Source organism: Aeromonas sp. Marseille-Q5825, assembly GCF_946892685.1.
Taxonomy (GTDB): Bacteria; Pseudomonadota; Gammaproteobacteria; order Enterobacterales; family Aeromonadaceae; genus Aeromonas; species Aeromonas rivipollensis.
The window spans coordinates 1-25,832 of record NZ_CAMPOU010000004.1 but is presented as its reverse complement, the minus strand read 5'-3'; the positions used below and the strand labels follow the sequence as shown (position 1 = coordinate 25,832).

The window sequence follows — 25,832 nt, the reverse complement described above, 5'->3', positions numbered from 1 at the left end:
CAATGTGCCCCATCTGGACAGACTGAGGTGACCCGGTTCACCGGCAAGGGAGTGTGGCATGTATTACGGATTTGATATTGGTGGTACCAAGATTGCCTTCGCGGTGTATGACGGTGGCCTGAATCTCTGTCACGAAGAGCGCATGAGCACCCCCGGCAATGATTACGAGGGGCTGTTGCAGCTGATCCTGACGCGGGTCGAGGCGGCGGACGCCCGCTTCGGCGCGAAAGGCGCCGTCGGCATCGGGTTTCCCGGCATCATCAATCGCCTGGATGGGAGCATAGTGGCGGCAAACCTGCCCGCCATTCACGGTCGTCATCTGGGCGCGGATCTGGCCGCACGACTGGCACGCACCGTCAGCGTCGACAACGACGCCAACTGCTTCCTCTGGTCCGAAGTGCATCAGGGGGCCGCCGCCGAGGCCGAGAGTGCGCTGGGGGTGACCATTGGCACCGGCATAGGTGGCGCCGTCTATCTGGCGGGCAAGCTCATCCAGGGCCGCAACTGGCTGGCGGGGGAGATAGGCCATTACCCGCTGCCGGCCACCATATTGATGAAGTATCCCGATCTGCCCCGTCCCCGCTGCGGCTGTGGCCGCCTGGTCTGTTTCGAAACCTATGCCTCGGGCACCGGCCTGGAGCGGCTCTATCACCACTTCAACGGCGAGCGCGCCAGTGGTCACCAGATAGTCGCCCGTGCCGAGGCCCGGGAACCCGCGGCGCTCTCGGCCATCGACTGCTGGCTGGAGATCCTGGCCGCCGGGCTCGCCACCGCCATCTCGGTGATAGACCCCGAGGTGGTGGTGCTGGGGGGCGGCCTCAGCGGCCTGCCTGCCCTGTATGAAGAGCTGCCCAAGCGTCTGCCCGGCCACCTGCTGCCCGGCGTCGCCCTGCCGGCTATCCGCCAGGCCCGCTTCGGCGGCGCCGGTGGCGTGCGTGGCGCCGCCCTGCTGAATTTATGAGATCAGGCACTGGGTCTGATCTCCCCGGATAAGGAGTCATCATGACCCGTCTTGAAATCTGCATCGACAACCTGGAATCCCTGTTCACCGCCCAGCAAGCCGGGGCGGATCGCATCGAGCTCTGCTCTGCGCTGGGGCTGGGCGGTCTCACCCCCTCCTATGGTTTCATGCAGCAGGTGGCGCGCCACGCCACCATTCCCGTCTACGCCATGATCCGCCCCCGTGCCGGGGATTTCTGCTTCAGTGCCGCCGAGTTCGAACTCATGTTGCTGGACATCGCCGCCGCCCGGGCAGCAGGCTTGCAAGGTGTGGTGGTGGGTCTGCTGGACGAGGGGGGCAGGGTGCCTGCCGCTCAGTTGCAACAACTGGTCGAAGCGGCTGGCCCCCTGGGGGGCACCTTCCATCGCGCCATCGATCTCAGCTCCAACTGGCGCGCCGATCTGGAGACCATAGTGGCGGCCGGCTGTGAGCGTATCCTGAGCTCCGGCCATGCCCCGACCGCCCTGGCGGGTCTGGAGACACTGCAGGCGATGCAACAGACCCTGGCGGGCCGCGCCAGCCTGATGCCCGGCGCCGGGGTCAATGCCGACAACGTGCGCACCATACTCGAGTTCACCGGGGTGAGCGAGGTGCACATGTCCGGCATGGGCTGGCGCGGCGGCATGGTGCCCCACGGCGTCAACATGGGCACTTCGGACGACGGCCGGGTCAATATCACCGACGGCGCCAAGGTGGCAGCGGTGAGAGCCCTGCTGGATCGCGCCTGAGTCAGGGTGTGGCCGGGCGGCATGGTGCCTCTCTATGGGATGTGAACATGGGCACTTCGGACGACGGTCGGGTCAATATCACCGACGGCGCCAAGGTGGCAGCGGTGCGGGCCCTGCTGGATCGCGCCTGAGTCAGCCTGTGGTTGTCGTCTCCTCTCCCTTCTCCCCTCGCGGGAGAAGGGCCGGGGATGAGGGGGATGTGAAGTCTCTCCCACGGGCGGGGAAATCAGGACGGCAGCCGGCAGCACCTCGCCAAAAAGTCTGATATTATCTCGACTCTTTTACTCTCAGGACCCGGAGCAACATCTCAATGTCCCAATACGACTCTATCGAACAGAAGGCCAGCTATGGCATCGGCCGCAACATGGGTGATCAGCTGGCGCAGCAAGCCTTCGCCGGTCTGGATATCCCTGCCCTGCAACAAGGTCTGGCAGATGCCCTGAATGGCCTGGAGTTCGCGGTCAGCCGTGACGATATCAATGATGCCTTCCAGGTCATCACCGCCCGCATGCAGGAAGAGCAGGAAGCCGTTGCCAAGGCTGCCGCCGCCGATGGCGAAGCCTTCCTGGCCGACAACGCCAAGCGCGCCGAGGTGAAAGTGACCGACTCCGGTCTGCAATACGAAGTCATGGTAGAAGGCAAGGGCGCCGTGCCGGTGGCCGGTCAGTCCGTGCGCGTGCACTACCACGGTACCTTCACCCACGGTGGCGTGTTCGACAGCTCGGTCGCCCGCGGCCAGCCTGCCGAGTTCCCGGTTACCGGCGTCATCGCCGGTTGGGTGGAAGCGCTGCAGATGATGCCGGTTGGTTCCAAGTGGAAGCTCTACATTCCACAGGATCTGGCCTACGGTGCCCGTGGCGCCGGCTCCATCCCGCCCTACTCCGCACTGGTATTCGAAGTGGAGCTGCTGGACATCCTGTGATCCGGCTGGCGTGATGCAAACGGCGACCCCTGGGTCGCCGTTTGTTTTTGCGCCGCCACGCCCTGATGGATGAGCCATGGTCTTCTCGGGAGATTTGGATATAGTCAGGACGTCGCACTCTCGGCCACCCAGGGAGACAGGCCATGGCCGCCATCATAGAAGTCGTCGATCTCATCAAGCACTTTCCCGGTGTCAGGGCGGTGGACGGACTCAGCTTTGCCATTCCCGCCGGTAGCTGTTTCGGCCTGCTTGGTCCGAACGGGGCGGGCAAGACCACCACCATAGAGCTGCTCGAGGGGATCCTCACCCCGGACAGCGGCCAGATCCTGTTTCATGGCGCCCCCCGCGGCCCCGACTATCGCTCCCGCATCGGCATCCAGTTCCAGCACACGGCGCTGCAGGATTTTCTGACGGTGCGCGACACCCTGCGCCTGTTCGCCAGCCTCTATCCCAACCCCCTGCCACGGGAGCTGCTCATCGAGTTGTGCGCCCTTGGCGAGTTCATCGACAGGGACAGCCGCAAGCTCTCCGGCGGCCAGCGTCAGCGCCTGCTGCTGGCCCTGGCCCTGCTCGGCGACCCCGAACTGCTGTTTCTGGACGAGCCCACCACAGGGCTGGATCCCCAGGCCCGTCACCACTTCTGGCAGCGGATCGAGGCGATCAAGGCCCAGGGCAAGACGGTGGTGCTCACCACCCACTACATGGACGAGGCGCAGCAACTGTGCGATCGCATCGCCATCGTGGATCACGGTCATCTGCTCAGCCTGGACACGCCGGCGGCCCTGCTGGCGCGGCACTTCGACGGCGTGCTGGTGCGCCTGACCGATCACCCGGCCCTCGCCAGCCTGGGTTATCCGCTGCTGCCCCACGGGGATCAGGTGGAGCTGAACTGTCCCGATGTGGCGGCCTTGCTGCCACGGCTGCTGAGTCTGGGGGTACCGCTGACCGGCATGCAGGTGCGTTCCCCCAACCTGGAGGATCTCTTCCTGCACCTGACCGGCCATAGCCTCCGGAGCGGTGCATGAAAAATCCCATCAAGCGCAGTGTCGTTGCGCTCTGTTACCCGCAAGCCTTGTCATGGCCACTGGGTTTGTCATCTCTACTGGGTTCGAGCCCGAGGAGGGGAACATGAAGGGCGTCATCAAGCGCAATGTCGTCGCGCTCTGTTACCCGCGAGCCTTGCCATGGCCACTGGGTTTGTCATCTCGACCTGAGAGCGGAACATGAAGGGAGCACTCAAGCGCATAGGTGCGCTCTTTTACGCCCGCACCCTGGAATTCGTGCGCGACAGGGCGGCCCTGGTCTGGAACCTGCTTTTTCCGCTCTTGCTGGTGATTGGCTTCTCCCTCATCTTCTCCGGCCCTCCCAAGCCGCTGGTGCAGATAGGGGTGGTGGGGGAGCTGACGACGGCCTATCAGCCCCTGACCCATATCCCGTTGCTCAAGCTCATCCCCTATGACGACGAGGCGAGAGGCGTCCTCAAGGTGCGCCACCATCAGCTGGACTTGCTGCTGTCACCGGCGCGCGGCCACTACTGGGTCAACCCGGATGCGCCCCAGGGAGCCATGGCCGAATACCTGCTGCGCCAGGCGGTGCAGGAGCCCTTGCAAAGAGAGGCCCTGAGCGGACGGGCCATTCGCTATGGCGACTGGCTGCTGCCCGGGGTGATCGGCATGAACCTGATGTTCTCCGGCCTGTTCGGGGTCGGGTTCGTCATAGTGCGCTATCGCAAGAACGGGGTGCTCAAGCGCTTGCGAGCGACCCCGCTGTCGGCGGCCGAGTTTCTCTGCGCCCAGTTGCTGTCGCGGGTGCTGATCACCCTGGTGGTGAGCCTGCTGGTCTTCCTGGTGGCTTACTGGCTGCTGGATGTGCCCCTGCTCGGCTCCGGCTGGCTGCTGCTCTTTATCGCCCTGGTCGGCGGGACCGCCATGGCCTCCCTCGGGCTGCTCATCGCCGCCCGCATTCAGAACGAGGAGCTGGCGAGCGGTTTGCTCAATCTCATCAGCTTGCCCATGATGTTCTTATCCGGCGTCTGGTTCTCGCTGGAAGGGTCTCCCCCCTGGTTGCAGGCCGTGGCAGCCCGCTTGCCGCTCAGCCAGATCATAGAGGCGGCCCGCGCCGTCATGCTGGAAGGGGCGGGCTGGCAGGCGGTGGCGGGGATGCTGGCCCAGGTCATGGTGTTTGCCCTGGTGTGCATCACGCTAGGGGCGGCGTTATTCAAATGGAGCGCAAAATGAAGCCAATACTGTGGTTGCTGCTGGTGGCGACGCTGCCGGTGGATGCCGGCACCCTGCGCTGCAAGAGTGCCCTGCTCACCGAAGGGGACACCACGGCCGAGCTGCTGATCCGCTGCGGTCAGCCGATGCTCAAGGAGGATCTGACCCGTTTTGAGGAAAACGGCTTCGGGGCGCGGATGACGGTCAAGTATGCCGAGCGCTGGACCTACAACTTCGGCAGGAGCGAATTCATGCAGTTCGTCACCGTCGAAAACGGCGTCATCACCGAGATTGAAGACGGTCCCCGCGGCGGTTGAACCACGTACCGATCTAGGGTCGGCGCCCCGATCTTGAGGCTCCTTATCCCGGCCTCGTTTCCCGCCAGAAGATAGGCTGCTTGAGCCTGTGCTCCCCACGCCATAGCGCCATATCGACGCCGCCCAATATTTGTTCACTTCCACCCGTGTTGGGGCTTGCCGAGAGAAAAGTGAGCCTGATGAGTCAGTTGGAGTCCGATTTCGCTGCCCCATCCCGGTGCGTCCCATTTTTTTGCGAAAATAATCCTCACAGTGGGAATGGCTTTTAACAGCAGGCTATTTGGTGAATAAGGGTCTACTTTTGATTCTGAGAGTGCATATCGCCCCGTGTGAACATTTTGTGCTGTTGCACCACTGTTGTGCCGGGTTGCACCGATTGACAGGTTTTTGAAGCGCTGGATAAGCTGCAAAAAAGCAGGGAAACGATGGCATCTTGCTCGGTTTGGGTGCCAATTCGAATCAAACCACAGGGAAGAGTGACATGAAGCAGATACACAAGGCGGGTATGGTGATAGTGCTGTCGCTGGCGGCAGCCAATGTCTGGGCAGAGGGTACTCTGGATGCCGTGAAGAAGAAGGGGTTCGTGCAGTGCGGGGTCGGTGATGGCCTGCCCGGGTTCTCCAATCCGGACGCCAAAGGCACCTGGACCGGGCTGGACGTGGATGTGTGCCGCGCCGTCGCCGCGGCCGTGCTCGGGGATGCCGGCAAGGTCAAGTATGTCTCCCTCACCGCCAAGGAGCGTTTCACCGCCCTGCAATCCGGCGAAGTGGATCTGCTGTCGCGCAACACCACCTGGACCCTGACCCGGGACGGCTCGCTGGGCCTGACCTTCGCCGGGGTGAACTACTACGATGGTCAGGGCTTCCTGGTCAACAAGTCTCTGGGCGTCAAGAGCGCCAAGGAGCTGGACGGGGCCGCCGTCTGCATCCAGTCCGGCACCACCACCGAGCTCAACCTGGCGGATTACTTCCGCGCCAACGGCGCCATGAAATATACCCCAGTGGTGTTCGACACCTCGGATCAGACCGTCAAGGGCTTCGAAGCGGGGCGTTGCGACGTGCTGACCTCGGATCAATCCCAGCTCTACTCCCTCAAGATCAAGCTGACCAAGCCGGAGGATGCCGTGGTGCTGCCCGAGGTCATCTCCAAGGAGCCGCTGGGCCCGGCGGTGCGCCAGGGTGACGAGCAGTGGTTCAAGGTGGTGCGCTGGAGTCTTTACGCCATGCTCAACGCCGAAGAGGCCGGTGTGACCAGCGCCAACGTGGACGAGATGCTCAAATCCACCAACCCGGACATCCGTCGCCTGTTGGGGCTGGAAGAGCCCAAGGGCGCTGTGCTGGGGCTGGATGACAAGTGGGCCTACAACATAGTCAAACAGGTCGGCAACTACGGCGAGTCCTTCGATCGCAACGTCGGCGCCGGCTCTCCCCTCAAGATCGACCGTGGCATCAACGCGCTCTGGAACAAGGGTGGCCTGATGTATGCCCCGCCCATCCGCTAAATAGACTGCAGTCGGGGGGCCTGGCCCCCCATTTCCCCCTTGCCCTGGCTTTGTCGGAGTCATCCTCATGGCGATACAAGCATCAAACCATAGGAAAGAACAGGGCCGCTGGTGGTATGACGCTAAGGTGCGGGCGCAGATCTTCCAGTGCCTGGCCATTGCGGCCGTTCTCGCGTTTCTGTTCTACATCATCAACAATGCCCTGACCAATCTGGCAACCCGTGGCATCACCACAGGTTTCGATTTTCTGGGCAACACCGCCGGGTTCGGCATCTTGCAGAGCCTGATCCCCTACGACGAGACCTATACCTTCGGTCGCACCTTCGTGGTCGGCCTGCTCAATACCCTGCTGGTCTCGGTGCTCGGCATCCTGTTTGCCACCCTGCTCGGCTTCGTGCTCGGGATAGCGCGTCTGTCCCGCAACTGGCTGGTGGCCAAGATAGCCACCGTCTACATAGAGACCTTCCGCAACATTCCGCTGCTGCTGCAGATCTTCTTCTGGTACTTCTCGGTGCTGCGCACCCTGCCGTCTCCCCGTGAGAGCGTGGAGCTGGGAGGGCTCGCCTTCTTGAATGTGCGGGGCTTCTATCTGCCCAAACCCTTGTTTGAAGAGGGATTTGGCTATGTGCTCTGTGCCCTGCTGCTGGCCGTCGTCCTGAGCTGGGGGCTGAGCCGCTGGGCAAGGCGCCGTCAGGCGCTGACCGGCAGGATCTTCCCGTTCTGGCGTTGTGTGGCCGGCCTGGTGATCCTGCTGCCCGCCATCGCCTTCCTGCTGGCAGGCAGCCCGCTCTCCTGGAGTGTGCCCATACTGCAAGGCTTCAACTTCCGGGGCGGCTTGACGGTACTGCCCGAGCTCGCGGCGCTGCTGCTGGCGCTCACCATCTATACGGCGGCCTTCATCGCCGAGATAGTGAGATCCGGCATACTGGCCATCAGCAAGGGGCAGACCGAGGCCGCTTCCGCCCTCGGGCTCTCGCCCACCAAGACGCTGCGGCTGGTGGTCATTCCCCAGGCGATGCGGGTCATCATTCCCCCGTTGACCAGCCAGTACCTGAACCTCACCAAGAACTCCTCGCTGGCCACCGCCATCGGTTATCCGGATCTGGTCTCTGTGTTCATGGGCACCACCCTCAACCAGACCGGGCAGGCCATCGAGGTGATCGCCATGACCATGGGGGTCTATCTCATCATCAGTATCACCACCTCAGTCCTGATGAACATCTACAACCGCAGGATGACGCTGGTCGAGCGCTAGGGAGCTGTCATGTTTGTGAACGAGTTGCAGGAGGCGCTGCCGCCTCCCAATCATCGCCGGGGGCTGGTCGCCTGGATCAGGCAGAACCTCTTCCCCAACTGGTGGAACGGCCTGCTGACCCTGGTGCTGGCCTACCTGCTGCTGCCACTGCTCTGGTCTGCGCTGGACTGGGCTATCTTCTCCGCCAACTGGCAGGGGAGCAGCCGTGCCGACTGCGCCCAGGGCGGGGCCTGCTGGGTCTTTATCGAGAGCCGCCTGGGGCAATACCTCTACGGCTTTTACCCGGTCGACCAGTATTGGCGCATCAATCTGGCCTTCGCCGGTCTGGCCGTGCTGCTGGCACTGCTGATCTGGCCGCGCACCCCGCGCAAGGGCTGGCTGGCGCTCTTTACCCTGCTGGTGTTCCCTGTCATCGCCTTCGTGCTGATCCACGGCGGAGCCGGTCTGGAGGTGGTGGAAACCAACCGCTGGGGCGGCCTGATGCTGACCCTGGTGCTGGCGGTGGTGGGCATAGTGGTTGCCCTGCCATTCGGGATCCTGCTGGCGCTGGGGCGCCGCTCCCACATGCCGGTCATCTCCAGCCTCTCCACCGTCTACATCGAGTTCTGGCGGGCGGTGCCGCTCATCACTGTGCTCTTCATGGCCTCCGTCATGCTGCCGCTGTTCATGACCAGCGAGGTGGAACTCGACAAACTGCTGAGGGCGCTCATCGGCATCATTCTGTTCCAGGCGGCCTACGTGGCCGAGGTGGTCAGAGGGGGGTTGCAGGCGATCCCCAAGGGGCAGTACGAGGCGGGTGAAGCCTTGGGACTCTCCTACTGGAAGGTGATGGGACTGGTCATCATGCCCCAGGCCCTCAAGATCACCATTCCCTCCCTGGTGAACACCTTTATCTCCCTGTTCAAGGACACCAGCCTGGTGCTGATCATAGGGCTGTTCGATCTGCTGGCCATCTCCAAGGTGGCGCTGGCGGATCCGGCCTGGCTGGGGTTCTCCACCGAGGCCTATGTGTTTATCGCCATGATCTTCTGGATGTTCTGTTTTGGCATGTCCCGCTACTCCATCTATCTGGAGCGCAAACTCAACACCGGTCACAAGCATTAGGAGTAGTTTCGAGATGAAAACGGACGCTGTGGTAGAACTCAAGGACGTCAACAAGTGGTACGGTGAGTTTCATGTGCTGCGCAACATCAATCTGCAGGTAGGCAGGGGGGAGAAGATCGTCATCTGCGGGCCCTCGGGCTCGGGCAAGTCCACCATGATCCGCTGCATCAACCGGTTGGAGGAGCATCAGAGCGGTGACATCCTGGTCAAGGGCACGGCCCTGACCTCGGATCTCAAGAACATAGAGACGGTGCGCCGCGAGGTGGGCATGGTGTTCCAGCACTTCAACCTCTTCCCCCACCTGACGGTGCTGGAGAACTGCTGCCTGGCCCCCATCTGGGTCAAGCAGTTGCCGCGCAAGGAGGCCGAGGAGATCGCCATGACCTTTCTGCGTCGGGTCCGGATCCCGGAGCAGGCCCTCAAGTACCCGGGCCAGCTCTCCGGCGGCCAGCAGCAACGGGTCGCCATCGCCCGCAGTCTCTGCATGAATCCCCAGGTGATGCTGTTTGACGAGCCGACCTCGGCGCTGGATCCCGAGATGGTGCGTGAGGTGCTGGATGTCATGGTGGAGCTGGCCCACGAGGGGATGACAATGCTCTGCGTCACCCACGAGATGGGCTTTGCCAAGCAGGTGGCGGACAGGGTGATCTTCATGGACCGCGGCCAGATCATCGAGGAGAACGTGCCGGACCAGTTCTTCGACCATCCCCAGTCGGAGCGGACCAAGCTGTTTCTCTCCCAGATCCTGCAGCACTGATGCGGATAAGACGCGGCCCGTCCCATGGAAAATAGCCCGCACGCTCGGTGAGCTGCGGGCAAAGACATGCATGAAAGCAGACTACAAACGGAAAGGAGTATGTCAGCCCGGCAACAGGGTGGTGGTGCGCAGATCGCGCACGGCCAGATTGATCTGCCGGGCCAGGCTTAGCGCCTGACGGCAGTCCAGCGTCTTCACATCGATGACTCCCCCTTGAAACTCGAATCGTCCCAGTGCCTCGATCATGAAGCTGCCGTGATGGAAGCTTTTGATATAGCGGGCAATTCGACGAGGAGACAACTGCTTGAACACCTTCATGGCAAGACACCCTGTTGTTTGGACAGGGCACACTATGCCGCCTCACCGTGACACTGATGTGACACTTTATAAAGGTTTGTATGAATCCTTGTTATGGCGGGCTGGCGTCCTGTTCCCGGCGTTGAAAAAGTAGTGCAGCCCCTGGCCTCGGCCCCGATATACTGCGGCCATCGCTGTATGGACAAAGGGACCGCACGTGGAGTGGGTGGACGTAGTAGACGAGCATGACAGGGTGATCGGGGTGGCCGAGCGCGCCCGGGTGCGTCAGGAAAATTTGCGCCATCGCGCCAGTTACATCCTGGTGCTCGATGAGGCCGGTCGAATCCTGGTGCAGCGGCGCACCCCGAGCAAGGATTTTTGCCCCGGCATGCTGGACGCCTGCGCCGGTGGCGTGGTGACAACTGGGGAGGCGATGGAGCCTTCCGCACGGCGCGAGCTGGCCGAGGAGCTGGGTATCTTTGATGTGCCCCTGCAAGACTTCGGCACCTTCTACGCCGAGGGGGAGGCGAGCGGGGGAGGCTATCGGGTCTGGGGCGGTCTGTTCAGCTGCCAATATCAGGGGCCGCTGCAACTCCAGGCGGAGGAGGTGAGCGAGGTGCACTGGATGAGCCTGGCCGAGATAGCCGAACGGGCCGCCGAGTTCACGCCGGATTCCCTCCTCGCCATCGCAACCTGGCAGGCACGGCGGCACGGGTGAGGGAGCGACGTGAGACGTCGAGTTCACCCTGGGTTTCCTGCTCGCCATCGCCACCTGGCAGGCACGGCGCTCGCAATAAGGGCGAGGTGCGGGCCGCCGAATGCAGGTTGAACTCCCTGTTCGTTATGGCCACCTGGCAGGCGCGGCGCTCGCAATAAAGGCGAGGTGCGGGCGGCGACAGGGGAGCCGGTGTCGTCTCTTTCCGGGTTGGAGTAGACTGTGCCTCTTTCAGTCACTTAAGGACGAGACATCATGATCACGGTCGGACAATCCCTGCCAGCGGGGGAATTTACCTTCATCACCGCCGAGGGCAAGCAGGTACAAGACAACCAGGCCCTGTTTGCGGGCAAGAAGGTGGTGTTGTTCGCGGTGCCGGGGGCCTTCACCCCCACCTGCTCCAACGCCCATCTGCCGGGCTATGTGGTGCTGGCGGATCAGTTCAAGGCCAAGGGCGTCGATGCCCTCTATTGTCTCTCGGTCAACGATGCCTTCGTGATGAAGGCGTGGCAGGCTGCCCAGAATGCCGACGCCATCACCATGCTGGCGGATGGCGACGGCAGCTGGACCCGGGCACTGGGCCTTGCAAAGGAGACAGGCGCCTTTGGCGGTCTGCGTGCCCAGCGCTTTGCCCTGATTGCCAATGATGGCGTGGTCGAGCAGCTGTTCGTGGAGGCCCCCGGCAAGTTCGAGGTGTCTGATGCGCAGAGTCTGCTGGCCGCCTTGTGAATTGTTAATCATCGTTTGATTTCAGCTTGAAATAGCAAGGCGGCTCGCTACACTGAGCCACCTTTGGATGGAGCCAGGCTGACCCCTGGCTCTCGTGTTTGCAGCCGATGAGATGGAAGAATATGACCCTGGCTTTTGTTGCCCTGATTGCCGGACTGGCGTTGCTGGTCTGGAGTGCGGATAAATTTGTGGACGGCGCCGCCGCCACCGCCCGTTATGCCGGCATGCCGCCGCTCTTGATCGGCATGGTGATCATCGGTTTTGGTACCTCGGCCCCCGAGATGGTGGTCTCGGCCCTGGCATCCATGCAGGGTAACCCGGGCCTGGCCCTGGGCAACGCTTATGGTTCCAACATCACCAACATCGCCCTCATTCTCGGTCTGACAGCCCTCATCAGCCCCATCGCCGTCTCTTCCCAGGTGGTGCGCAAGGAGATCCCCATACTGCTCGGCATCACCCTGCTGACCGGCGCCTTGCTCATCGATGGTCACCTGGGGCGTGGCGACGCCCTCATTTTGGGTGGCGTCTTTATCGTACTGCTAGGCTGGTCCATCTGGACCGGGATCAAGGGCAAGGGAGACGCCCTGGACGAAGACGTGAATGTGGAGATCGACAGCGAAGCCATGCCGCTCAAGAAGGCCATCTTCTGGTTGATCGTCGGCCTGGTACTCCTGGTCGGCGCTTCACGTCTGCTGGTGTGGGGCGCTGTGACCATAGCCCAGGCATTTGGCATCAGCGACCTGGTCATCGGTCTGACCATAGTGGCGGTGGGCACCTCGCTGCCTGAGCTGGCCTCCTCCCTGATGGCCATCAAGAAGAAGGAGCACGATCTGGCCCTCGGCAACGTGCTCGGCTCCAACTTGTTCAACACCCTGGCGGTGGTCGGAATAGCAGCCGGCATAGCGCCCCTGGACGTGGATCCGGCGGTGCTCTCCCGCGACTGGAGCCTGATGATGGGGCTGACCCTGCTGCTGCTGGTGATGTGCCTGGGCCGCAAGGGACAGGGCCGCATCAACAGGGTGGAAGGGGGCATCTTGCTCTGCATCTTCGTCGCCTATACAGGTTGGCTGTTGACCAGCCAGTTCTGATTCAGGCACGACGATACACACAAGAAGGGGAGCCAATGGCTCCCCTTCTCTATGCTGCTGGCGTGGTCAAAGCGTTCAGGCCACCGCCACCAGCTTCTGCTTCTGGGCGCTGTCCAGGATGAGGATGCTCGCCTTGGGGAAGAAGTTGAAGGTGGAGGCCGACGCCCAGGTGTAGGCCCCCATCACCCGGCCTATGACCAGCTCGCCGATGGCCAGATCCGGCAGCATGATGCCGTCGCGAATGACATCCACGCTGTCGCAGGTGGGGCCGGAGAGCACGGCATTGTGCAGCGGGCCTTGGGCGTAGGGAGTGCTCACCGGATAGGTGACGTGGTCATAGAGCTGACCGTTGTAGCTGCCGTAGAGGCCGTCATCCAGGTAGTACCAGATCTTGTCGCCGCGGTGGGCCTTGCCCATCACGCTGGAGACAGAAGTCATGGCTGGCGCGCTGATGAAGCGGCCCGGCTCGGCGATCTTCTGCACAGTGGCGGGCAGCTTGGCAAGGGCCTCGCGGATCGGCGCGCAGAAGCCGTCGATGTCGAACTCGCCGCCGTCATAATCCACCGGGAAACCACCGCCGATGTCCAGCACCCAGGGCTTGAGCCCCAGATCCCAGGCCTGCTCCATGATCTCGCGGCAGGCGTCGATGGCCTGTACGTGGCGACGGGCGTGGGGCACCTGAGAGCCGACGTGGAACGACAGCCCCATCACCTTGATCCCCTTGGCCTGGGCCAGTTGCAGCAGCGGCAGCGCCTGCTCCGGGGTGCAGCCGAACTTCTTGGAGAGATCGACCTTGGTTTCGGGGTTCGGGAAGCTGACGCGCAGCAGCAGCTTGACCTCGTCCTTGTAGGGCAGGAACTTCTCCAGCTCCAGCGGGTTGTCATAGACGAACACTGTGCAGCCGAATTCCAGCGCATAACGGATGTCGCTGTCGCGCTTGATGGGATGGGTGTGAATGCAGCGTCCCGGGCGAACCCCTTGGCTGCGCACCAGATCCACTTCGCCATTGGTGGCCAGATCGAAACAGGCCCCCTCTTCCTTCAAGACAGAGACCACGGCCTCATGGGGCAGGGGCTTGAGTGCATAATGCAAGCGCACATCGGGCAGGGCGGCGGCCAGGGCTCGATACTGTTTGCGGACGGCTGCCTTGTCGAGCAGCAGCAGGGGGGAGCCAAATTGTTCAACCAGCTGACGGTAATCTTGTGCGACCAGGGTCTCGTTCATTCTCTTTTGATCATCCTTAGGGGGCGTGATATGCCCAAGCCATATGCGATTGAATCGGCGACGGCCGGCTCAGGCGAGTGGTCCGGAGGGACCGACCAGGCACAATGCATAACTCCCTTGCAAAGTGCTTAGTTATGCGCGGGATTATCGACTTATTGAGTTTGTGTGCAAGCATTTTGATTGGATATGTTGGCAAGTATTTCTGGTCGAGACGAAACATCATCTTGATATGGGGCAGTCTGTCCCTGCTTGTGCGCGCCATTGGCAGAGAAGTCCTCATAAGCTATTGATAGTTAACGAACATTTAACATGTGTTCCGCTCATGGTCGGGGCAGAAAAAAGCGGCGCTGAGGCTGGCCGAGTGGGAGACAGCTCACATTTTTTGGATTAACATGCCCGCTTCCTAATCCAAACTAGTTCGGATGAAGGTAGCAGGAGAGCGATGGGGGACCATCCACCGAAGAAGTGAATCTTTCAGGTACCGGGCAACCGGTGTGGACTGCTACTGGACGATACTCTGGAGAGACCCGTTAGATCGGGCGCCGAAGGAGCAAGGCACCATGACGACCCGCAAGGGCTGGCTGGCGCCGGAAACTCTCAGGCAAAAGGACAGAGGGGATGGGATGGTTGTACCTGAGCTTGGAACTGTTCACGATCTGTAACGAGAGGTCGTCAGCAAGGTAAAGAGCAGCGCAGGAACCGGAGCGTATAGACATACGTGAGCCTCTCGGTCCCACATAAGCGAGCTGCACATGAGCCTTGATCACGGCCTCGCAGTAAGAGTGTGAACACGTTCTTGGCCCGCATCCGATCGCCTCTGGGGATCGCGACACCTATGGGAAGATCATCCTTCTCCTCCTTAATCGTTGTTTTTTAAGGAGGATGCATGTCATCAATTCAATCGGCGCTCGCCGCCATCGATAGCTTTGTCTGGGGGCCGCCCCTGCTGATCCTGCTGGTCGGGACCGGTATCTATCTCACCCTGCGTCTGGGTCTGCTTCAGGTGGTGCGCTTGCCGCTCGCCCTCAAGCTGGTCTTTGGCCGGGATCAGGGCCAGGGCAAGCAGGGGGATGTCTCCAGCTTCGCCGCCCTCTGCACCGCTCTCTCCGCCACTATTGGTACCGGCAACATCGTTGGTGTTGCCACCGCCATCAAGCTCGGCGGCCCCGGGGCCCTGTTCTGGATGTGGATGGCGGCCCTGTTCGGCATGGCCACCAAGTACGCCGAGTGCCTGCTGGCGGTCAAGTATCGCGAGCAGGATGCCAACGGCCAGATGGCGGGCGGCCCCATGTACTATCTGGAGAAGGGGCTCGGCTCCAAGCCGCTGGCCAAGCTGTTTGCCCTGTTTGGCATAGGTGTGGCCTTCTTCGGCATCGGCACCTTCCCCCAGGTCAACGCCATCTCAGATGCCATGAGCCTCTCCTTCTCGGTGCCCCGGGAGGCGACCGCCGTGGTGCTGACCCTGATAGTGGCCCTGGTGACCCTGGGGGGTATCCAGTCCATCTCCAGCGTGTCGAGCAAGGTGGTGCCCTTCATGGCCATCTTCTACATACTCGCCTGCGCCGGTGTGCTGGTGAACAATGCCAGCGCGCTGCCCGATGCCCTCATGCTGGTGATCGAGAGCGCCTTTACCGGCCATGCGGCCACCGGCGGCTTCGTCGGGGCCGGCATCATGCTGGCGATCCAGTCCGGGGTGGCGCGCGGGGTCTTCTCCAACGAGTCGGGGCTGGGCTCGGCTCCCATAGCCGCGGCGGCGGCCAAGACGGACTCCTGCGTGGAGCAGGGGCTGGTCTCCATGACGGGCACCTTCATCGATACCATCATCATCTGCACCATGACAGGCCTGACCCTGGTGGTGACAGGGGTGTGGAGCGGGGACTTGAGCGGAGCCGCCATGACCAGCCAGGCCTTTGTCCAGGGGCTGGATGCCCACATAGGTCAGTATCTGGTGAGCATAGGGCTGCTGTTCTTCGCCTTCACCACCATCCTCGGCTGGAACTACTACGGCGAGCGCTGCACCGAGTACCTGTTCGGGGTCAAGGCGATCAAGCCCTATCGCCTCATCTATCTGGCGCTGGTGGCGAGCGGCGCCTTCCTCCATCTGGACATGATTTGGCTCCTGGCAGATATCGTCAATGGCCTGATGGCGGTGCCCAACCTCATCGGCCTCATCGGCCTGCGCCACGTGGTGATCGCCGAGACCCGGGCCTACTTCAGCCGGGACCGAGATACGGAGTCGGAGCCCGAGCCGCAGACGGCCTGAATCTGTGCCCGTCCAATCAGGAAAAGCAAAGCCACGACTCGGGTCGTGGCTTTTTTGTGCGCGGCGTTATTTCCATGGACGGGGGTTTTCCCTCTCCCTCCGGGAGAGGGTCAGGGTGAGGGAGATAGCCCCTCGCTCAGCAGGCTATCCAGACGTGCTCGCACCTTGTCCACCAAGGCCTGGTCGCCACCGCGCCAGCCAATGCAGCTTGCCAGCGTGGTGGAGGTTCCTGCCATGAAACGCAGCTCCCCGCCCGCCAGCTCGTAGAAGCGGCTCGCCATCCGGGTGCCTTCGTCCACATCACCCGCCACCAGCAGCATGGCTTGCGCCAGCACGGCGCCGCCATGATCCTGGCCCGGCGCCAGCCAGCGCTGGGCTGTGCCTGTTACCTTGCGACCCTCGATCACCAGATTGTACTGACCGTCGCAAAAGGATCCGGGCACGAAGTCATAGTTTCCTTCAAGGCCGTGCTCCGCCAGCAGGGCCAGCAGCGGCGCCCCCAGCAGTCGGTAGTAGTGGCCAAGATCCGTGGTGGTACGGGGCAGCAGCAGGGAGAGGTTGAGGATGCCGGCCCCGTGGGGTACGGCGGTGCCGCCGCTGTCACGCACATGAACGGGCCAGCCTTCGGCGGCTAGCTGCTCGCAGGCCGCCTGATAGCGGGGCAGACGCATGTCCTTGCGGGTGACAATCAGGCACTGGGGCGCCTGCCAGAGGTGGGCGCGGGGCAGGCCGTCATGGGCACAGTCCCGCAGCCAGCGCTGCTCCTCGGCCAGTATCTGATCCGGGGTGTGGCGGGTGGGCAAGGAGGGAAGCAGGATATAGGTCATGAAGGGGCATCCTGGGCAGAGGCTGCCCAGCACAGTACCCGCGACTGGGGAGGAGGTAAAGCCCCGTACGGCGGGGCTTTACCGGTTTGTTGACGAGAGAGTCAGGCCTGCGCGGCGGCGCGCTTGGGCAGCAGCAGGTTCATCACTATGGCGGTGATACCGCCGGTGGCGACGCCGTAGGAGAGCACGCTTCGGGCCAGCTCCGGCAGGTGTTGCAGCACCTCGGGCACCTGGGCGACCCCCAGCCCCATGGCGAGCGACACCGCCAGTATCATGAGGGCGCGGCGGTCGAGCTCCTCGCGGGAGATGATGCGCACCCCGGCCGCGGCTATGGTGCCGAACATGACGATGGTGGCACCGCCCAGCACGGGTTCGGGGATCTGCTGCACCAGGCTGGCGACCGCCGGGAAGAGGCCGAGCAGGGCCAGCATGGCCGCGATGAAGAGGCCGACGTGGCGGCTGGCGACCCCGGTCAGCTGGATGACGCCATTGTTCTGGGCGAAGGTGGACATGGGGAAGGTGGAGAAGAGAGCCGCCAGCATGGAGTTGGCGCCATCGGCCAGCACGCCCCCCTTGATCCGCGCCATGTAGACGGGTCCGTCCAGCGGCTCGCCCGAGATGTCCGAGGTGGCTGTCATGTCGCCTATGGCCTCCAGCGCTGTCACCACGAAGATGATGGCGAGCGGCACGAACAGCTGCCAGTCAAAGCCGATGCCGTAGTGAAGCGGAATGGGCACCATCACCAGGGGGCCCTCGAAGGTGGGAGGGCTGACCTTGCCCAGCAGCAGGGCGACGGCATAGCCCGCCAGCATGGCAATCATGATGGCGGAGAGGCGCAGCCAGGGGTTGCGGCTGCGCTGCAACAGTACGATGAGGCCGAGCACCAGCAGGGAGAAGAAGAGGTTGGTGTGGCTGGCGAAGCTGCCGTCAGAGAGGGCCGCATAACCGCCCCCCATGCTGATGAGGCCTACCTTGATCAGGGTCAGGCCGATGAGCAGCACCACTATGCCGGTCACCAGGGGGGTAATGATGCGCTTGACCAGATGGAGGAAGCGACTCATCACCACTATGGTGAGGGCCGCCGCCAGCATGGTGCCAAACAGGGTGCCCAGCAGATCCTCGGTGGGCATGGCGGCCTGTTTGAGGGCGAGGCCGGAGGCGATGATGGGGCCGAGGAAGTTGAAGCTGGTGCCCTGCACCGAGAGCAGGCCTGAGCCGAGGGGGCCGAAGCGGCGGGTCTGGATGAAGGAGGCGATGCCGGACATGACCAGGGACATGGAGACTATGTAGCGGGTGTCGGCGGCCGGGAGGCCCAGGGCATTGGCGATGATGAGGGGCGGGGTGATGATGGCGACAAACATGGCGAGCATGTGCTGAAGGGCGGCGAACAGCGTCTGGGGCAGGGGTGGGACTTCGTCGATGCCGTAGATGAGTTCGCTGTGGGCTCGCCTGGGGGGGTGGGTCTCTGGGGTCGCACGCACGGCGGCAGCCTGTTCCATAAATACCTCTAAGTGTGGGGAGGGGGAGAAAATTGGGCGCTATTCTAGTGGCTGAGCCTGGGCTGACCAGCGCTAATTGGAGCGATAAAGGGTTTATTTTTCGATGGGTTGAAACGTTTGCGTGCGGCGATTATGATCCGCCGGTTTGTGTGAGGCAGTTCTCGTTATAAATAGGGGACATGCTGATGCATCCAGGGAGGGACGGTGTAGAATGAGCCCTCAGTTGTAAAATGGAGGCTCTGGATGCTGAAGCTGTCGGAGTTCTGGAGTGCCCGTGCCCACTCCGAAGATTTCACCCTGACCCGCATGGGCTTTATGACGGTGCGTCTGCGCCTGCTCACCTGCCTGCTGATGGTGGGACTGCCCGCCTGGGCGCTGGTGGATTGGCTGACCCTGCCCGCCACCCAGTTCGACGAACTGTTTCAGGTCAGGATCTTCTGCCTGCTGGCCCTCTCTCCCCTGATCCCTCTTTCGTATCTCATCCACTTCAAGCGCGAGCGCATGAGGCTGGCGCTGGGCTACCTGATGGCGGTGATGATGCTGTTCTCCCTCATCTGTCTGCACAGCTTCGGGACGGATCAGGAGCTGCAGGCGGGCTACATGGCCTTCCCCTATCTGCTCATCAGCCTGTTTGCCATCTTCCCCATACCGCTCTCCCTCAGCCTGCAACTGGCGGGGGGCATTCTGATCACCATGCTGGCGGGCAACTGGCTCCTGGTGGGCCAGCCGCTGCTGAGCGTGCAGACCCTCAACCAGGTCTGGCTGCTGGGGCTCTTCACGGTGGCGAGTGCCTGGGTGCAGTGCGGCCAGCTCAACATGCTGCTGCAGCTCTATCGGGAGTCCACCACGGACGAGCTGACCGGCATGATGAACCGCCGCCTGCTGATGAAGCAGCTCGAGAAGGCCAGGGTCACTATGATCCGCAAGCAGGCATCCTTTGCCGTGCTGCTGCTGGATCTGGACAGATTCAAGCGCATCAATGACAGCTTCGGCCATCTGGCGGGGGACGCCGTGCTCAAGGAGGTGGCGGCGACCCTGGCGGAGCAGCTGGAGCCCGGCATGGTGCTCGGTCGCTACGGTGGCGAGGAGTTTGCCATACTGCTGCCCAACTGCGCCGATCTGGCCCAGGCGAAACGGGTCGCCGAGCGACTGCGGGTAGCGGTGGAGGCGCGGCTGGTGAAGAGCCCGACGTCGGATGAGCTGCTGGAGGTGACGGTGAGCATAGGCCTGACCCTGTCCCTGCGCGGGGAGAGCGTCGAGGAGCTGCTCAACCGGGCGGACGAGTGCCTCTACATGGCCAAGATGGCGGGGCGCAACTGCGTGGTGGGCGAGCTGGCGAAGACGCCGGGCAAGCCCGGGCCCACAAAGACGGATGCCGCCTGAGGGCGGCATCTTGTCTGGAGGGCTATATCAGTTCAGCCGGTACTTGCCTGACAACTGCTGGGCCAGCAGCTTGAACATGTTGAACACCGCCATTGTCTTGCCGGTCGGGGTGCCATCCTCGGCCAGGAAGAACTCCCCCTTGAACACCAGGATCTCCCCCTTCTGCTCCACCGAATCGGCACGCATGCCGTGGATGAAGTCTTCGTGGCTCTTGATGATGCCGTTGGCCATCTCCAGCAGGGCAGTCTCGGTGATCAGCTCTTTTTGTGGTTGCATGTGCGTCTCCTTAAACGACTACTGGCAGGGCGTGGTGTGCCCCGCCGCTGATTGAAGAGGCGGTTAGCATACTGCAAGGGGGGATTTTCTGTCATTGATATGACCCCGCTTTTTGCCCGGCTGCGGGCAGCCGTCACCCCATCACCAGATTCTTGAGCCAGTGGCGCTGGCGGATCCTGCGCTGCACCAGCAGCACCTTGCACAGCTCCTCCAGCAGCACCACGGCCACCACCCAGGAGAGAGGCCAGCCCAGCAGGCTGACTACCGCCCAGGCGAGCGGCAGGCCGATGCACCACATGGCGACTATGTCGATGAAGATGCTGTAGTTCACGTCCCCCCCCGAGCGCAGCACCCCGACTATGCCCACCATGTTGAACACCTTGAGCAACATGCCGAGGCACATGATGGCAAGCACCTGACCCGCTTCTCCCATCAGTTCGCCCGGCAGGTTGCCGACCCACTGCAACAGGTTGGCCTGCAGCAGCCAGACGGCTATCCCCACCAGCAGGGCGCCTATGGGGGCGAGCAGCAGAAACAGCTGGGAGTGCTGCCAGGCCGCCTCGTACTCCTCGGCCCCGAGCCGGTGGCCGAGCAGGGTGGAGCAGGCCACCGCCAGCCCGAAGAAGAGGGAGATGAGGATGCTCTCCAGGGTGCCAAGGGTGGTCATGATGGCCAGCGAATCCGTGCCGAGGTGGGCATAGAGGAAGCCGTAGAGCAGCATGCCGAAGGCCCAGAGCCCGTCGTGGAACAAGAGCGGCAGGGCGATCAGGGTGAAGCGCACCACCTCCTTGCGCCGAAAGGCGTCCCACCAGTCCTGTTTGCGCGGCACCAGACGTGGCTCCTGGCGCCACACATAGGCAAGCAGCAGCGCCGTCTGCAGCAGTCGTGAAATCGTGGTGCCCCAGGCCGAGCCCGCGACCCCCATGGCCTCGAAGCCGAAGTTGCCGAAGATGAGGGCGTAGTTGAGGATGACGTTGGCGATGATGGCAATGATGCCGATCCGGGTCGGCGCCGCCGCGTTGCCCACGGAGCGCAGGGCCGCCTCCAGGGGCACGACTATGGCGGTGCAGAGGATGGTGGCACCTGTGATCATCAAAAACTCGTCGGCCAGCAGGCGCAGCGCGGGATCCTGGCTGGCAAAGCCGAGCACGCTGCCCGGCGAGAGCACATAGATGAGGGCAAACGGCAGGCTCACCAGCAGGGCACCCACCAGGGCCAGCGCCAGGGAGCGGCGCACCCCGGCCAGCTCGCCCCGGCCATAGTATTGGGCCGCCAACACCGAGACCCCGCCAGAGAGCCCCGCTATCACCAGCAGATTGAAGAAGAAGACCCGGTTACCCAAGCCGACCGCCGCCACAGCCGTGGTGCCAAGCTGGCTCACCATCATGATATCGATGAGACCGAGCAGGGAGAACATCATGGATTGCAGCGACACCGGCAGGGCCAGTCGCCACAGTCGGGTCATGAACTCACGATCGGTGGTTTGTTTTAAAATCGCTTGCCAATAATTCATTTATGTTAACCGGGTATGTGAAAAGCAAGGTTTGTCATGGGTATGATAGGGGCTGACACGAGAGGCTTCACTGTGAGCATCTCTCGGCTTTCTTGTTCAAAACTATCATGTTGAGGCGTTATGGCATTTGTCAGCGAGTGTCTTGAGATAGCTCCCGGCTGCGAGGAGCGGATGCTGGGGCGCGAAGGCTTGCCCCTGCTCGGTGAGGCGGGCATCTTCCTGACCGGCCTCTCCCGCTTGCGGGATCACTACCTCATTCGCCGCAACAGACCCGAATTTCACATCCTGATGGTGAGCCACGACGAGGGAGGGGCCCTGCTGACGGAGCAGGGGGAGCAGCCCATCCCCGCGGGCTCGCTCATCTTCCTGCCGGCGGCCGTGCCGGGGGGGCTCAGGCTCATCGGCGAGCGCTGGCAGATCAGCTGGATCCTGCTGGACGACGTGCCGCGCTGGCAGCACCTGCACCGGCTCGGCCACCGCATCTGGCAGGGGGAGGAGGGGGAGCAGCTCTACCATCTGCTCAGCCTGATGCAGGGGGAGGGAGTGCGATCTCCCTTGCAGCCCCAGCTGCTCAGTCTGTTGCTGGCCCTGCTGGACAGAACCCTGCAAGGGGAGGTGCGTGGCACCCCTGAGCTCAGGCTGCAGGCGCTGTTTCGCCGGGTGGAGGCGCGCCTCGATGAGCCCTGGAGCGTGGCCCTGCTCGCCAGCCAGATGGCCTGCTCTGTGCCCCATCTGCATCGGCTCTGCCAGCAGGTGTTCGGCATGGGGCCCATGGCCTGGCTGACGGGGCTTCGAATGAACAAGGCGCGCCAGTTGCTGCTCTATACCAACTGGCCCCTCGGCGAGCTGGCGGCCCGGGTCGGATACAGTGACGGCGCCAACTTTGCGAACCGTTTTCGCCGCCTCACTGGTCAGACCCCCGGCGCCTTTCGTCGCCTGGGTCGCAAACCTGTTGCCACTGAGGTGCAAACCCTTTGAAATTGTTGGCCCAAGCCCATAGGATCGGCGGGCCACACAGTCAAGGTACAGATCCATGTTTGAAGATAATAATCAGAAACGTCCCCTCTACATTCCCTACGCCGGCCCGGCCCTGCTGGAGACCCCGCTGCTCAACAAGGGCAGTGCCTTCACCAGCGAGGAGCGCAGCAGCTTCAATCTGGAAGGCCTGCTGCCCCAGAACATAGAGACCATAGAAGAGCAGGTGGAACGCGCCTATCGCCAGTTCATGGCGTTTGGCAACGACATGGACAAGCACATCTATCTGCGCAACATCCAGGACACCAACGAAACCCTGTTCTATCGCCTGCTGACCAACCACCTGACCGAGATGCTGCCGGTCATCTACACCCCGACCGTGGGCAAGGCGTGCGAGGAGTTCTCCAACATCTACCGCCGTGCCCGTGGCCTCTTCATCTCCTATCCGGACAAGGACAGGATCGATGACATGCTGCAAAACGCCACCAAGCAGAACGTCAAGGTGATAGTGGTCACCGACGGCGAGCGGATCCTGGGGCTGGGGGATCAGGGCATAGGCGGCATGGGCATTCCCATCGGCAAGCTCTCCCTCTACACCGCCTGCGGCGGCATCTCCCCCGCCTACTGCCTGCCGGTGGTGCTGGACGTGGGCACCAACAACCAGCAACTGCTCAACGATCCCTTCTACATGGGCTGGCGCCATCCGCGTATCTCCGGGGAGGAGTACGACGAGTTCGTCGATGCCTTCATCCAGGCGGTCAAACGCCGCTGGCCCGAGATCCTGTTGCAGTTCGAAGACTTCGCCCAGGGCAATGCCACCCCGCTGCTCAACCGCTACAAGGACGAGCTGTGCTGCTTCAACGATGACATCCAGGGCACGGCCGCCGTCACGCTCGGCAGCCTGATCGCCGCCTGCAAGGCCTCGGGGGCCAAGCTCTCCGAGAAGCGGGTCGCCTTCCTCGGCGCGGGCAGCGCCGGTTGCGGCATCGCCGAGCAGATAGTGGCGCAGATGAAGGCCGAAGGACTGAATGATGCGGAGGCCCGCGGTCGGGTCTTCATGGTGGACAGGTTCGGCCTCATCACCGACAAGATCCCCAACCAGCTCGACTTCCAGCGCAAGCTCTCCCAGCCGCTGGAGCGGATCAAGGAGTGGCCGGTGGGGGACAACATCTCCCTGCTGGAGGTGATGGAGCACGGTCGTCCGGACATCCTGATCGGGGTCTCGGGCCAGCCCGGCCTCTTCACCGAAGAGGTAGTCAAGACGATGCACAAGCACTGCAGTCGCCCCATCATATTCCCGCTCTCCAACCCCACCTCCCGAGTGGAGGCGACACCGGCGGATCTCATCCGTTGGACCGATGGCCAGGTGCTGGTGGCCACCGGCAGCCCGTTCGCGCCGGTGGAGTACAAGGGCAAGCGCTACGTCATCGCCCAGTGCAACAACTCCTTCATCTTCCCGGGCATAGGCCTCGGTGTCATCGCCTCAGGCGCCACCCGGGTGACCGACGCCATGCTGATGTCCGCCAGCCGGGCGCTGGCGGAGTGCTCCCCCCTGGTGAAGGGAGAAGAGGGCTCCTTGCTGCCGGATCTGGCGGATATTCATCGGGTGTCCCGCTACATCGCCAAGATGGTGGCCAAGACCGCCATGCTGCAGGGCAAGGCAGTGCAGACCCCCGATGATGTGATAGACCAGGCCATAGAGGCGAACTTCTGGCGGCCGGAATACCGCCGCTATCGTCGCACTTCGTTCTGAGCGAAGAGGCCGCAAAAGCAGAAGGGATGCAAAGCATCCCTTTTTTTGTGCACGGCAGAGGCGGATGAGGGGTTATTGTGCCGGTTGCTCGGCAGCGGGTTCGGCCACGGGCTCGGTGGCCGTTGGTGCGGCGGCCTGCACGCCGGTCACCCGGATCTCGACCCGGCGATCCGGGGCCAGGCAGTCGATGAGGGCGGCTCTCGCCTTGACGTCATCGCACTGGGTGCCGGTGACCGGATTGCTCTCGCCATTGCCCTGGATGCTCACCTTGTCGGCGGGCAGGCCCTTGCCGATCAGGAAGTTGGCGACCGTGCTGGCGCGGGCCTCGGACAGCGCCAGGTTGTTGGCATCCGAGCCGATGCGGTCGGTATAGCCCATCACCACGGCGTTGCCATCCTTGGGCTTGACGTCGACTATCTGCTGGTAGAGGTCGTCCAGGGCGGCCATGCCTTCCGGCTTGAGCTCGGCCTTGCCAAAGGCAAACAGCACATCAGAGCTCAGGTTGAAGGTCTGATCCACCGGCTCGGGCGGCGGCGGGGTCACCACCAGGGGGGCTGCCACCGGCACTGCGGCCACGGTGCGGTTGGGGTGCAGCACCAGCTCTATGGTGGCGGTGCTGATGTCGCTGACCCAGCGCTGGGTGCCGCTGCCCAGCTTGTCGTTGTCAGGATCGTCCCCGACCCGCACCAGGTAGCGGTAGCGCGCCTGGATGTCGACCCAGTCAGTGAGCCTGGCGGTCAGCCCCAGACCCGCCAGCGGGGCCAGGTTGTCATCGCCGCCGTTGACGGAGTCGACGTGGTAGAGATAGCCGCCACCTTCGGCGAACACCGAGAAGATGTCGCCAAGGGGCAGTCTGCCTATCACCGACAGGGTGGCACCCTGACTGTTGAAGTCGTTGCCGGCGATGTCCCAGTCACCGGTCGACAGATAGCCGAGTTCGGCGCCCAGGTTCTCGGTGAAGTTGTAGCCGACAAAGGCGTCGATGGCGGTGGCGTCCTTGTCGACATCCTCACTGAAATCATTGATGTCGTGGGCAATGGCCCAGCCTCCCCCAGCCCCTATATACCAGTCGTGAACAGGCGCCGCCTGGGCGCCACTCGTCGCCAATGCCAATGCAATCCACACGGGTTTCAGTCTTATGTTCATCGCGTATCCTCGTCGATGTTGGGTGTTATAGGGCTCCCAGCCCTTTGCTATGTATAGCCACCATTATGTATAGGCGATATGAGAGGTTTAACCACTTAAGTGGCGCATCTATATGGAGAATTTGTGAGGAAGCAGGCAAGTGTGGCGCCTTGGACACCGCCCCTGGCTGGCGGGGAGGACAACAAAAAAAGGGGCCGTACGGCCCCTTTTTTTTCAGGTGCTGTCCCGTCCTGAATATGGTTTACACCTTTCCCCCCAATAAATGGAGAACCCGATGGGACAAGGTGTGAAACGGACACAGCGCGATTACTCGCTGACTTTTAAATTGGCACTGGTCGAGCAGA

At 62.7% G+C, this 25,832-nt stretch carries 25 protein-coding genes and 1 riboswitch; of the genes, 18 read left to right on the top strand and 7 right to left on the bottom strand.

Annotation, left to right across the window (positions count from 1 at the left end; translation table 11 throughout):
• The first annotated feature begins 58 nt into the window (after positions 1-58).
• The 11 genes from OC537_RS10735 to OC537_RS10685 all read left to right on the top strand — a co-directional run bounded on the left by OC537_RS10735 (position 59) and on the right by OC537_RS10685 (position 9,800).
• A complete protein-coding gene (locus tag OC537_RS10735) occupies positions 59-961 on the top strand; it encodes an ROK family protein (RefSeq protein ID WP_163147732.1) in 903 nt (300 codons plus the stop codon).
• A 41-nt stretch (positions 962-1,002) separates the two neighbouring features.
• The gene (locus OC537_RS10730; protein ID WP_262111126.1) at positions 1,003-1,728 is read left to right on the top strand and encodes a copper homeostasis protein CutC; all 726 of its coding nucleotides are present in this window, start codon (positions 1,003-1,005) and stop codon (positions 1,726-1,728) included.
• Positions 1,729-1,775: 47 nt separating this feature from the next.
• Positions 1,776-1,859 (top strand): hypothetical protein, encoded by an 84-nt coding sequence (locus OC537_RS10725; RefSeq protein ID WP_039039290.1) that lies wholly within the window; start codon positions 1,776-1,778, stop codon positions 1,857-1,859.
• Between the two features lie 179 nt (positions 1,860-2,038).
• Positions 2,039-2,650: an FKBP-type peptidyl-prolyl cis-trans isomerase gene (locus OC537_RS10720; protein ID WP_410050474.1), complete on the top strand. Its 612-nt coding sequence runs from the start codon at positions 2,039-2,041 to the stop codon at positions 2,648-2,650.
• A gap of 143 nt (positions 2,651-2,793) precedes the next feature.
• Entirely contained in the window at positions 2,794-3,675 is an 882-nt protein-coding gene (locus OC537_RS10715; RefSeq protein WP_262111119.1) for an ABC transporter ATP-binding protein, read from the top strand.
• A 198-nt stretch (positions 3,676-3,873) separates the two neighbouring features.
• The gene (locus OC537_RS10710) at positions 3,874-4,887 is read left to right on the top strand and encodes an ABC transporter permease (RefSeq protein WP_262111116.1); all 1,014 of its coding nucleotides are present in this window, start codon (positions 3,874-3,876) and stop codon (positions 4,885-4,887) included.
• A complete protein-coding gene (locus OC537_RS10705) occupies positions 4,884-5,183 on the top strand; it encodes a DUF2845 domain-containing protein (protein WP_106886124.1) in 300 nt (99 codons plus the stop codon). Before OC537_RS10710 ends, OC537_RS10705 begins: the two co-directional genes overlap by 4 nt.
• Before the next feature lie 481 nt (positions 5,184-5,664).
• A complete protein-coding gene (locus tag OC537_RS10700) occupies positions 5,665-6,684 on the top strand; it encodes an amino acid ABC transporter substrate-binding protein (protein ID WP_106886125.1) in 1,020 nt (339 codons plus the stop codon).
• A 67-nt stretch (positions 6,685-6,751) separates the two neighbouring features.
• Positions 6,752-7,939: an amino acid ABC transporter permease gene (locus tag OC537_RS10695; protein WP_262111113.1), complete on the top strand. Its 1,188-nt coding sequence runs from the start codon at positions 6,752-6,754 to the stop codon at positions 7,937-7,939.
• 9 nt (positions 7,940-7,948) lie between these two features.
• Entirely contained in the window at positions 7,949-9,043 is a 1,095-nt protein-coding gene (locus OC537_RS10690) for an amino acid ABC transporter permease (RefSeq protein WP_111909974.1), read from the top strand.
• Between the two features lie 13 nt (positions 9,044-9,056).
• Positions 9,057-9,800: an amino acid ABC transporter ATP-binding protein gene (locus OC537_RS10685; RefSeq protein WP_005328952.1), complete on the top strand. Its 744-nt coding sequence runs from the start codon at positions 9,057-9,059 to the stop codon at positions 9,798-9,800.
• Between the two features lie 102 nt (positions 9,801-9,902).
• On the opposite strand, the gene OC537_RS10680 is transcribed toward OC537_RS10685, so the two are convergent.
• Positions 9,903-10,118 (bottom strand): DUF1107 family protein, encoded by a 216-nt coding sequence (locus tag OC537_RS10680; protein ID WP_111909975.1) that lies wholly within the window; start codon positions 10,116-10,118, stop codon positions 9,903-9,905.
• 196 nt (positions 10,119-10,314) lie between these two features.
• Between OC537_RS10680 and yfcD the strand changes: the two genes are divergently transcribed.
• The 3 genes from yfcD to OC537_RS10665 all read left to right on the top strand — a co-directional run bounded on the left by yfcD (position 10,315) and on the right by OC537_RS10665 (position 12,629).
• On the top strand, positions 10,315-10,815 hold the full coding sequence (gene yfcD, locus OC537_RS10675) for an NUDIX hydrolase YfcD (protein ID WP_111909976.1): 501 nt from the start codon (positions 10,315-10,317) through the stop codon (positions 10,813-10,815).
• 252 nt (positions 10,816-11,067) lie between these two features.
• Positions 11,068-11,541 (top strand): peroxiredoxin, encoded by a 474-nt coding sequence (locus OC537_RS10670; protein WP_262111109.1) that lies wholly within the window; start codon positions 11,068-11,070, stop codon positions 11,539-11,541.
• Between the two features lie 122 nt (positions 11,542-11,663).
• A complete protein-coding gene (locus OC537_RS10665; protein ID WP_111909978.1) occupies positions 11,664-12,629 on the top strand; it encodes a calcium/sodium antiporter in 966 nt (321 codons plus the stop codon).
• A 75-nt stretch (positions 12,630-12,704) separates the two neighbouring features.
• On the opposite strand, the gene OC537_RS10660 is transcribed toward OC537_RS10665, so the two are convergent.
• A complete protein-coding gene (locus OC537_RS10660; RefSeq protein ID WP_025327832.1) occupies positions 12,705-13,853 on the bottom strand; it encodes a type III PLP-dependent enzyme in 1,149 nt (382 codons plus the stop codon).
• 507 nt (positions 13,854-14,360) lie between these two features.
• A riboswitch (glycine riboswitch) is annotated at positions 14,361-14,476 on the top strand.
• A 263-nt stretch (positions 14,477-14,739) separates the two neighbouring features.
• Here OC537_RS10660 and OC537_RS10655 point away from each other — a divergent pair.
• Positions 14,740-16,116, top strand: a complete 1,377-nt coding sequence (locus OC537_RS10655) for an alanine/glycine:cation symporter family protein (RefSeq protein ID WP_262111104.1) — start codon at positions 14,740-14,742, stop codon at positions 16,114-16,116.
• A 110-nt stretch (positions 16,117-16,226) separates the two neighbouring features.
• Here OC537_RS10655 and OC537_RS10650 read toward each other — a convergent pair whose 3' ends face one another.
• Both OC537_RS10650 and OC537_RS10645 read right to left on the bottom strand, forming a co-directional pair.
• On the bottom strand, positions 16,227-16,943 hold the full coding sequence (locus OC537_RS10650) for a lipoyl protein ligase domain-containing protein (RefSeq protein WP_262111102.1): 717 nt from the start codon (positions 16,941-16,943) through the stop codon (positions 16,227-16,229).
• A 101-nt stretch (positions 16,944-17,044) separates the two neighbouring features.
• Entirely contained in the window at positions 17,045-18,442 is a 1,398-nt protein-coding gene (locus OC537_RS10645; protein WP_262111100.1) for a nucleobase:cation symporter-2 family protein, read from the bottom strand.
• A 243-nt stretch (positions 18,443-18,685) separates the two neighbouring features.
• Between OC537_RS10645 and OC537_RS10640 the strand changes: the two genes are divergently transcribed.
• The gene (locus OC537_RS10640) at positions 18,686-19,825 is read left to right on the top strand and encodes a sensor domain-containing diguanylate cyclase (RefSeq protein WP_111909983.1); all 1,140 of its coding nucleotides are present in this window, start codon (positions 18,686-18,688) and stop codon (positions 19,823-19,825) included.
• A 27-nt stretch (positions 19,826-19,852) separates the two neighbouring features.
• On the opposite strand, the gene OC537_RS10635 is transcribed toward OC537_RS10640, so the two are convergent.
• Positions 19,853-20,101 (bottom strand): DUF2498 family protein, encoded by a 249-nt coding sequence (locus OC537_RS10635; protein WP_025327828.1) that lies wholly within the window; start codon positions 20,099-20,101, stop codon positions 19,853-19,855.
• 133 nt (positions 20,102-20,234) lie between these two features.
• The gene (locus OC537_RS10630; RefSeq protein ID WP_262111093.1) at positions 20,235-21,614 is read right to left on the bottom strand and encodes an MATE family efflux transporter; all 1,380 of its coding nucleotides are present in this window, start codon (positions 21,612-21,614) and stop codon (positions 20,235-20,237) included.
• A 120-nt stretch (positions 21,615-21,734) separates the two neighbouring features.
• Here OC537_RS10630 and OC537_RS10625 point away from each other — a divergent pair, with 120 nt between their 5' ends.
• Positions 21,735-22,592, top strand: coding sequence for a helix-turn-helix transcriptional regulator (locus tag OC537_RS10625; protein WP_262111089.1), 858 nt, complete (start codon positions 21,735-21,737; stop codon positions 22,590-22,592).
• A gap of 55 nt (positions 22,593-22,647) precedes the next feature.
• On the top strand, positions 22,648-24,342 hold the full coding sequence (locus tag OC537_RS10620) for an NAD-dependent malic enzyme (RefSeq protein WP_106886137.1): 1,695 nt from the start codon (positions 22,648-22,650) through the stop codon (positions 24,340-24,342).
• A gap of 72 nt (positions 24,343-24,414) precedes the next feature.
• Here the strand turns inward: OC537_RS10620 and OC537_RS10615 are convergent, their stop codons facing one another.
• Entirely contained in the window at positions 24,415-25,488 is a 1,074-nt protein-coding gene (locus OC537_RS10615) for an OmpA family protein (protein ID WP_262111087.1), read from the bottom strand.
• Positions 25,489-25,832: the final 344 nt, after the last annotated feature.

Excerpts from the sequence above, each read along its gene's own strand:
- OC537_RS10710 (WP_262111116.1), top strand. The coding sequence starts at position 3,874 with ATGAAGGGAGCACTCAAGCGCATAGGTGCGCTCTTTTACGCCCGCACC.
- OC537_RS10635 (WP_025327828.1), bottom strand. The coding sequence starts at position 20,101 with ATGCAACCACAAAAAGAGCTGATCACCGAGACTGCCCTGCTGGAGATG.
- OC537_RS10645 (WP_262111100.1), bottom strand. The coding sequence starts at position 18,442 with ATGGAACAGGCTGCCGCCGTGCGTGCGACCCCAGAGACCCACCCCCCC.
- OC537_RS10625 (WP_262111089.1), top strand. The coding sequence starts at position 21,735 with ATGGCATTTGTCAGCGAGTGTCTTGAGATAGCTCCCGGCTGCGAGGAG.
- OC537_RS10705 (WP_106886124.1), top strand. The coding sequence starts at position 4,884 with ATGAAGCCAATACTGTGGTTGCTGCTGGTGGCGACGCTGCCGGTGGAT.
- OC537_RS10665 (WP_111909978.1), top strand. The coding sequence starts at position 11,664 with ATGACCCTGGCTTTTGTTGCCCTGATTGCCGGACTGGCGTTGCTGGTC.
- OC537_RS10670 (WP_262111109.1), top strand. The coding sequence starts at position 11,068 with ATGATCACGGTCGGACAATCCCTGCCAGCGGGGGAATTTACCTTCATC.
- OC537_RS10630 (WP_262111093.1), bottom strand. The coding sequence starts at position 21,614 with ATGAATTATTGGCAAGCGATTTTAAAACAAACCACCGATCGTGAGTTC.
- OC537_RS10615 (WP_262111087.1), bottom strand. The coding sequence starts at position 25,488 with ATGAACATAAGACTGAAACCCGTGTGGATTGCATTGGCATTGGCGACG.
- OC537_RS10730 (WP_262111126.1), top strand. The coding sequence starts at position 1,003 with ATGACCCGTCTTGAAATCTGCATCGACAACCTGGAATCCCTGTTCACC.
- OC537_RS10650 (WP_262111102.1), bottom strand. The coding sequence starts at position 16,943 with ATGACCTATATCCTGCTTCCCTCCTTGCCCACCCGCCACACCCCGGAT.
- OC537_RS10660 (WP_025327832.1), bottom strand. The coding sequence starts at position 13,853 with ATGAACGAGACCCTGGTCGCACAAGATTACCGTCAGCTGGTTGAACAA.
- OC537_RS10735 (WP_163147732.1), top strand. The coding sequence starts at position 59 with ATGTATTACGGATTTGATATTGGTGGTACCAAGATTGCCTTCGCGGTG.
- OC537_RS10725 (WP_039039290.1), top strand. The coding sequence starts at position 1,776 with ATGGGCACTTCGGACGACGGTCGGGTCAATATCACCGACGGCGCCAAG.
- OC537_RS10695 (WP_262111113.1), top strand. The coding sequence starts at position 6,752 with ATGGCGATACAAGCATCAAACCATAGGAAAGAACAGGGCCGCTGGTGG.
- OC537_RS10690 (WP_111909974.1), top strand. The coding sequence starts at position 7,949 with ATGTTTGTGAACGAGTTGCAGGAGGCGCTGCCGCCTCCCAATCATCGC.
- OC537_RS10620 (WP_106886137.1), top strand. The coding sequence starts at position 22,648 with ATGTTTGAAGATAATAATCAGAAACGTCCCCTCTACATTCCCTACGCC.
- OC537_RS10720 (WP_410050474.1), top strand. The coding sequence starts at position 2,039 with ATGTCCCAATACGACTCTATCGAACAGAAGGCCAGCTATGGCATCGGC.
- OC537_RS10685 (WP_005328952.1), top strand. The coding sequence starts at position 9,057 with ATGAAAACGGACGCTGTGGTAGAACTCAAGGACGTCAACAAGTGGTAC.
- OC537_RS10640 (WP_111909983.1), top strand. The coding sequence starts at position 18,686 with ATGCTGAAGCTGTCGGAGTTCTGGAGTGCCCGTGCCCACTCCGAAGAT.
- OC537_RS10655 (WP_262111104.1), top strand. The coding sequence starts at position 14,740 with ATGTCATCAATTCAATCGGCGCTCGCCGCCATCGATAGCTTTGTCTGG.
- OC537_RS10715 (WP_262111119.1), top strand. The coding sequence starts at position 2,794 with ATGGCCGCCATCATAGAAGTCGTCGATCTCATCAAGCACTTTCCCGGT.
- OC537_RS10700 (WP_106886125.1), top strand. The coding sequence starts at position 5,665 with ATGAAGCAGATACACAAGGCGGGTATGGTGATAGTGCTGTCGCTGGCG.
- OC537_RS10680 (WP_111909975.1), bottom strand. The coding sequence starts at position 10,118 with ATGAAGGTGTTCAAGCAGTTGTCTCCTCGTCGAATTGCCCGCTATATC.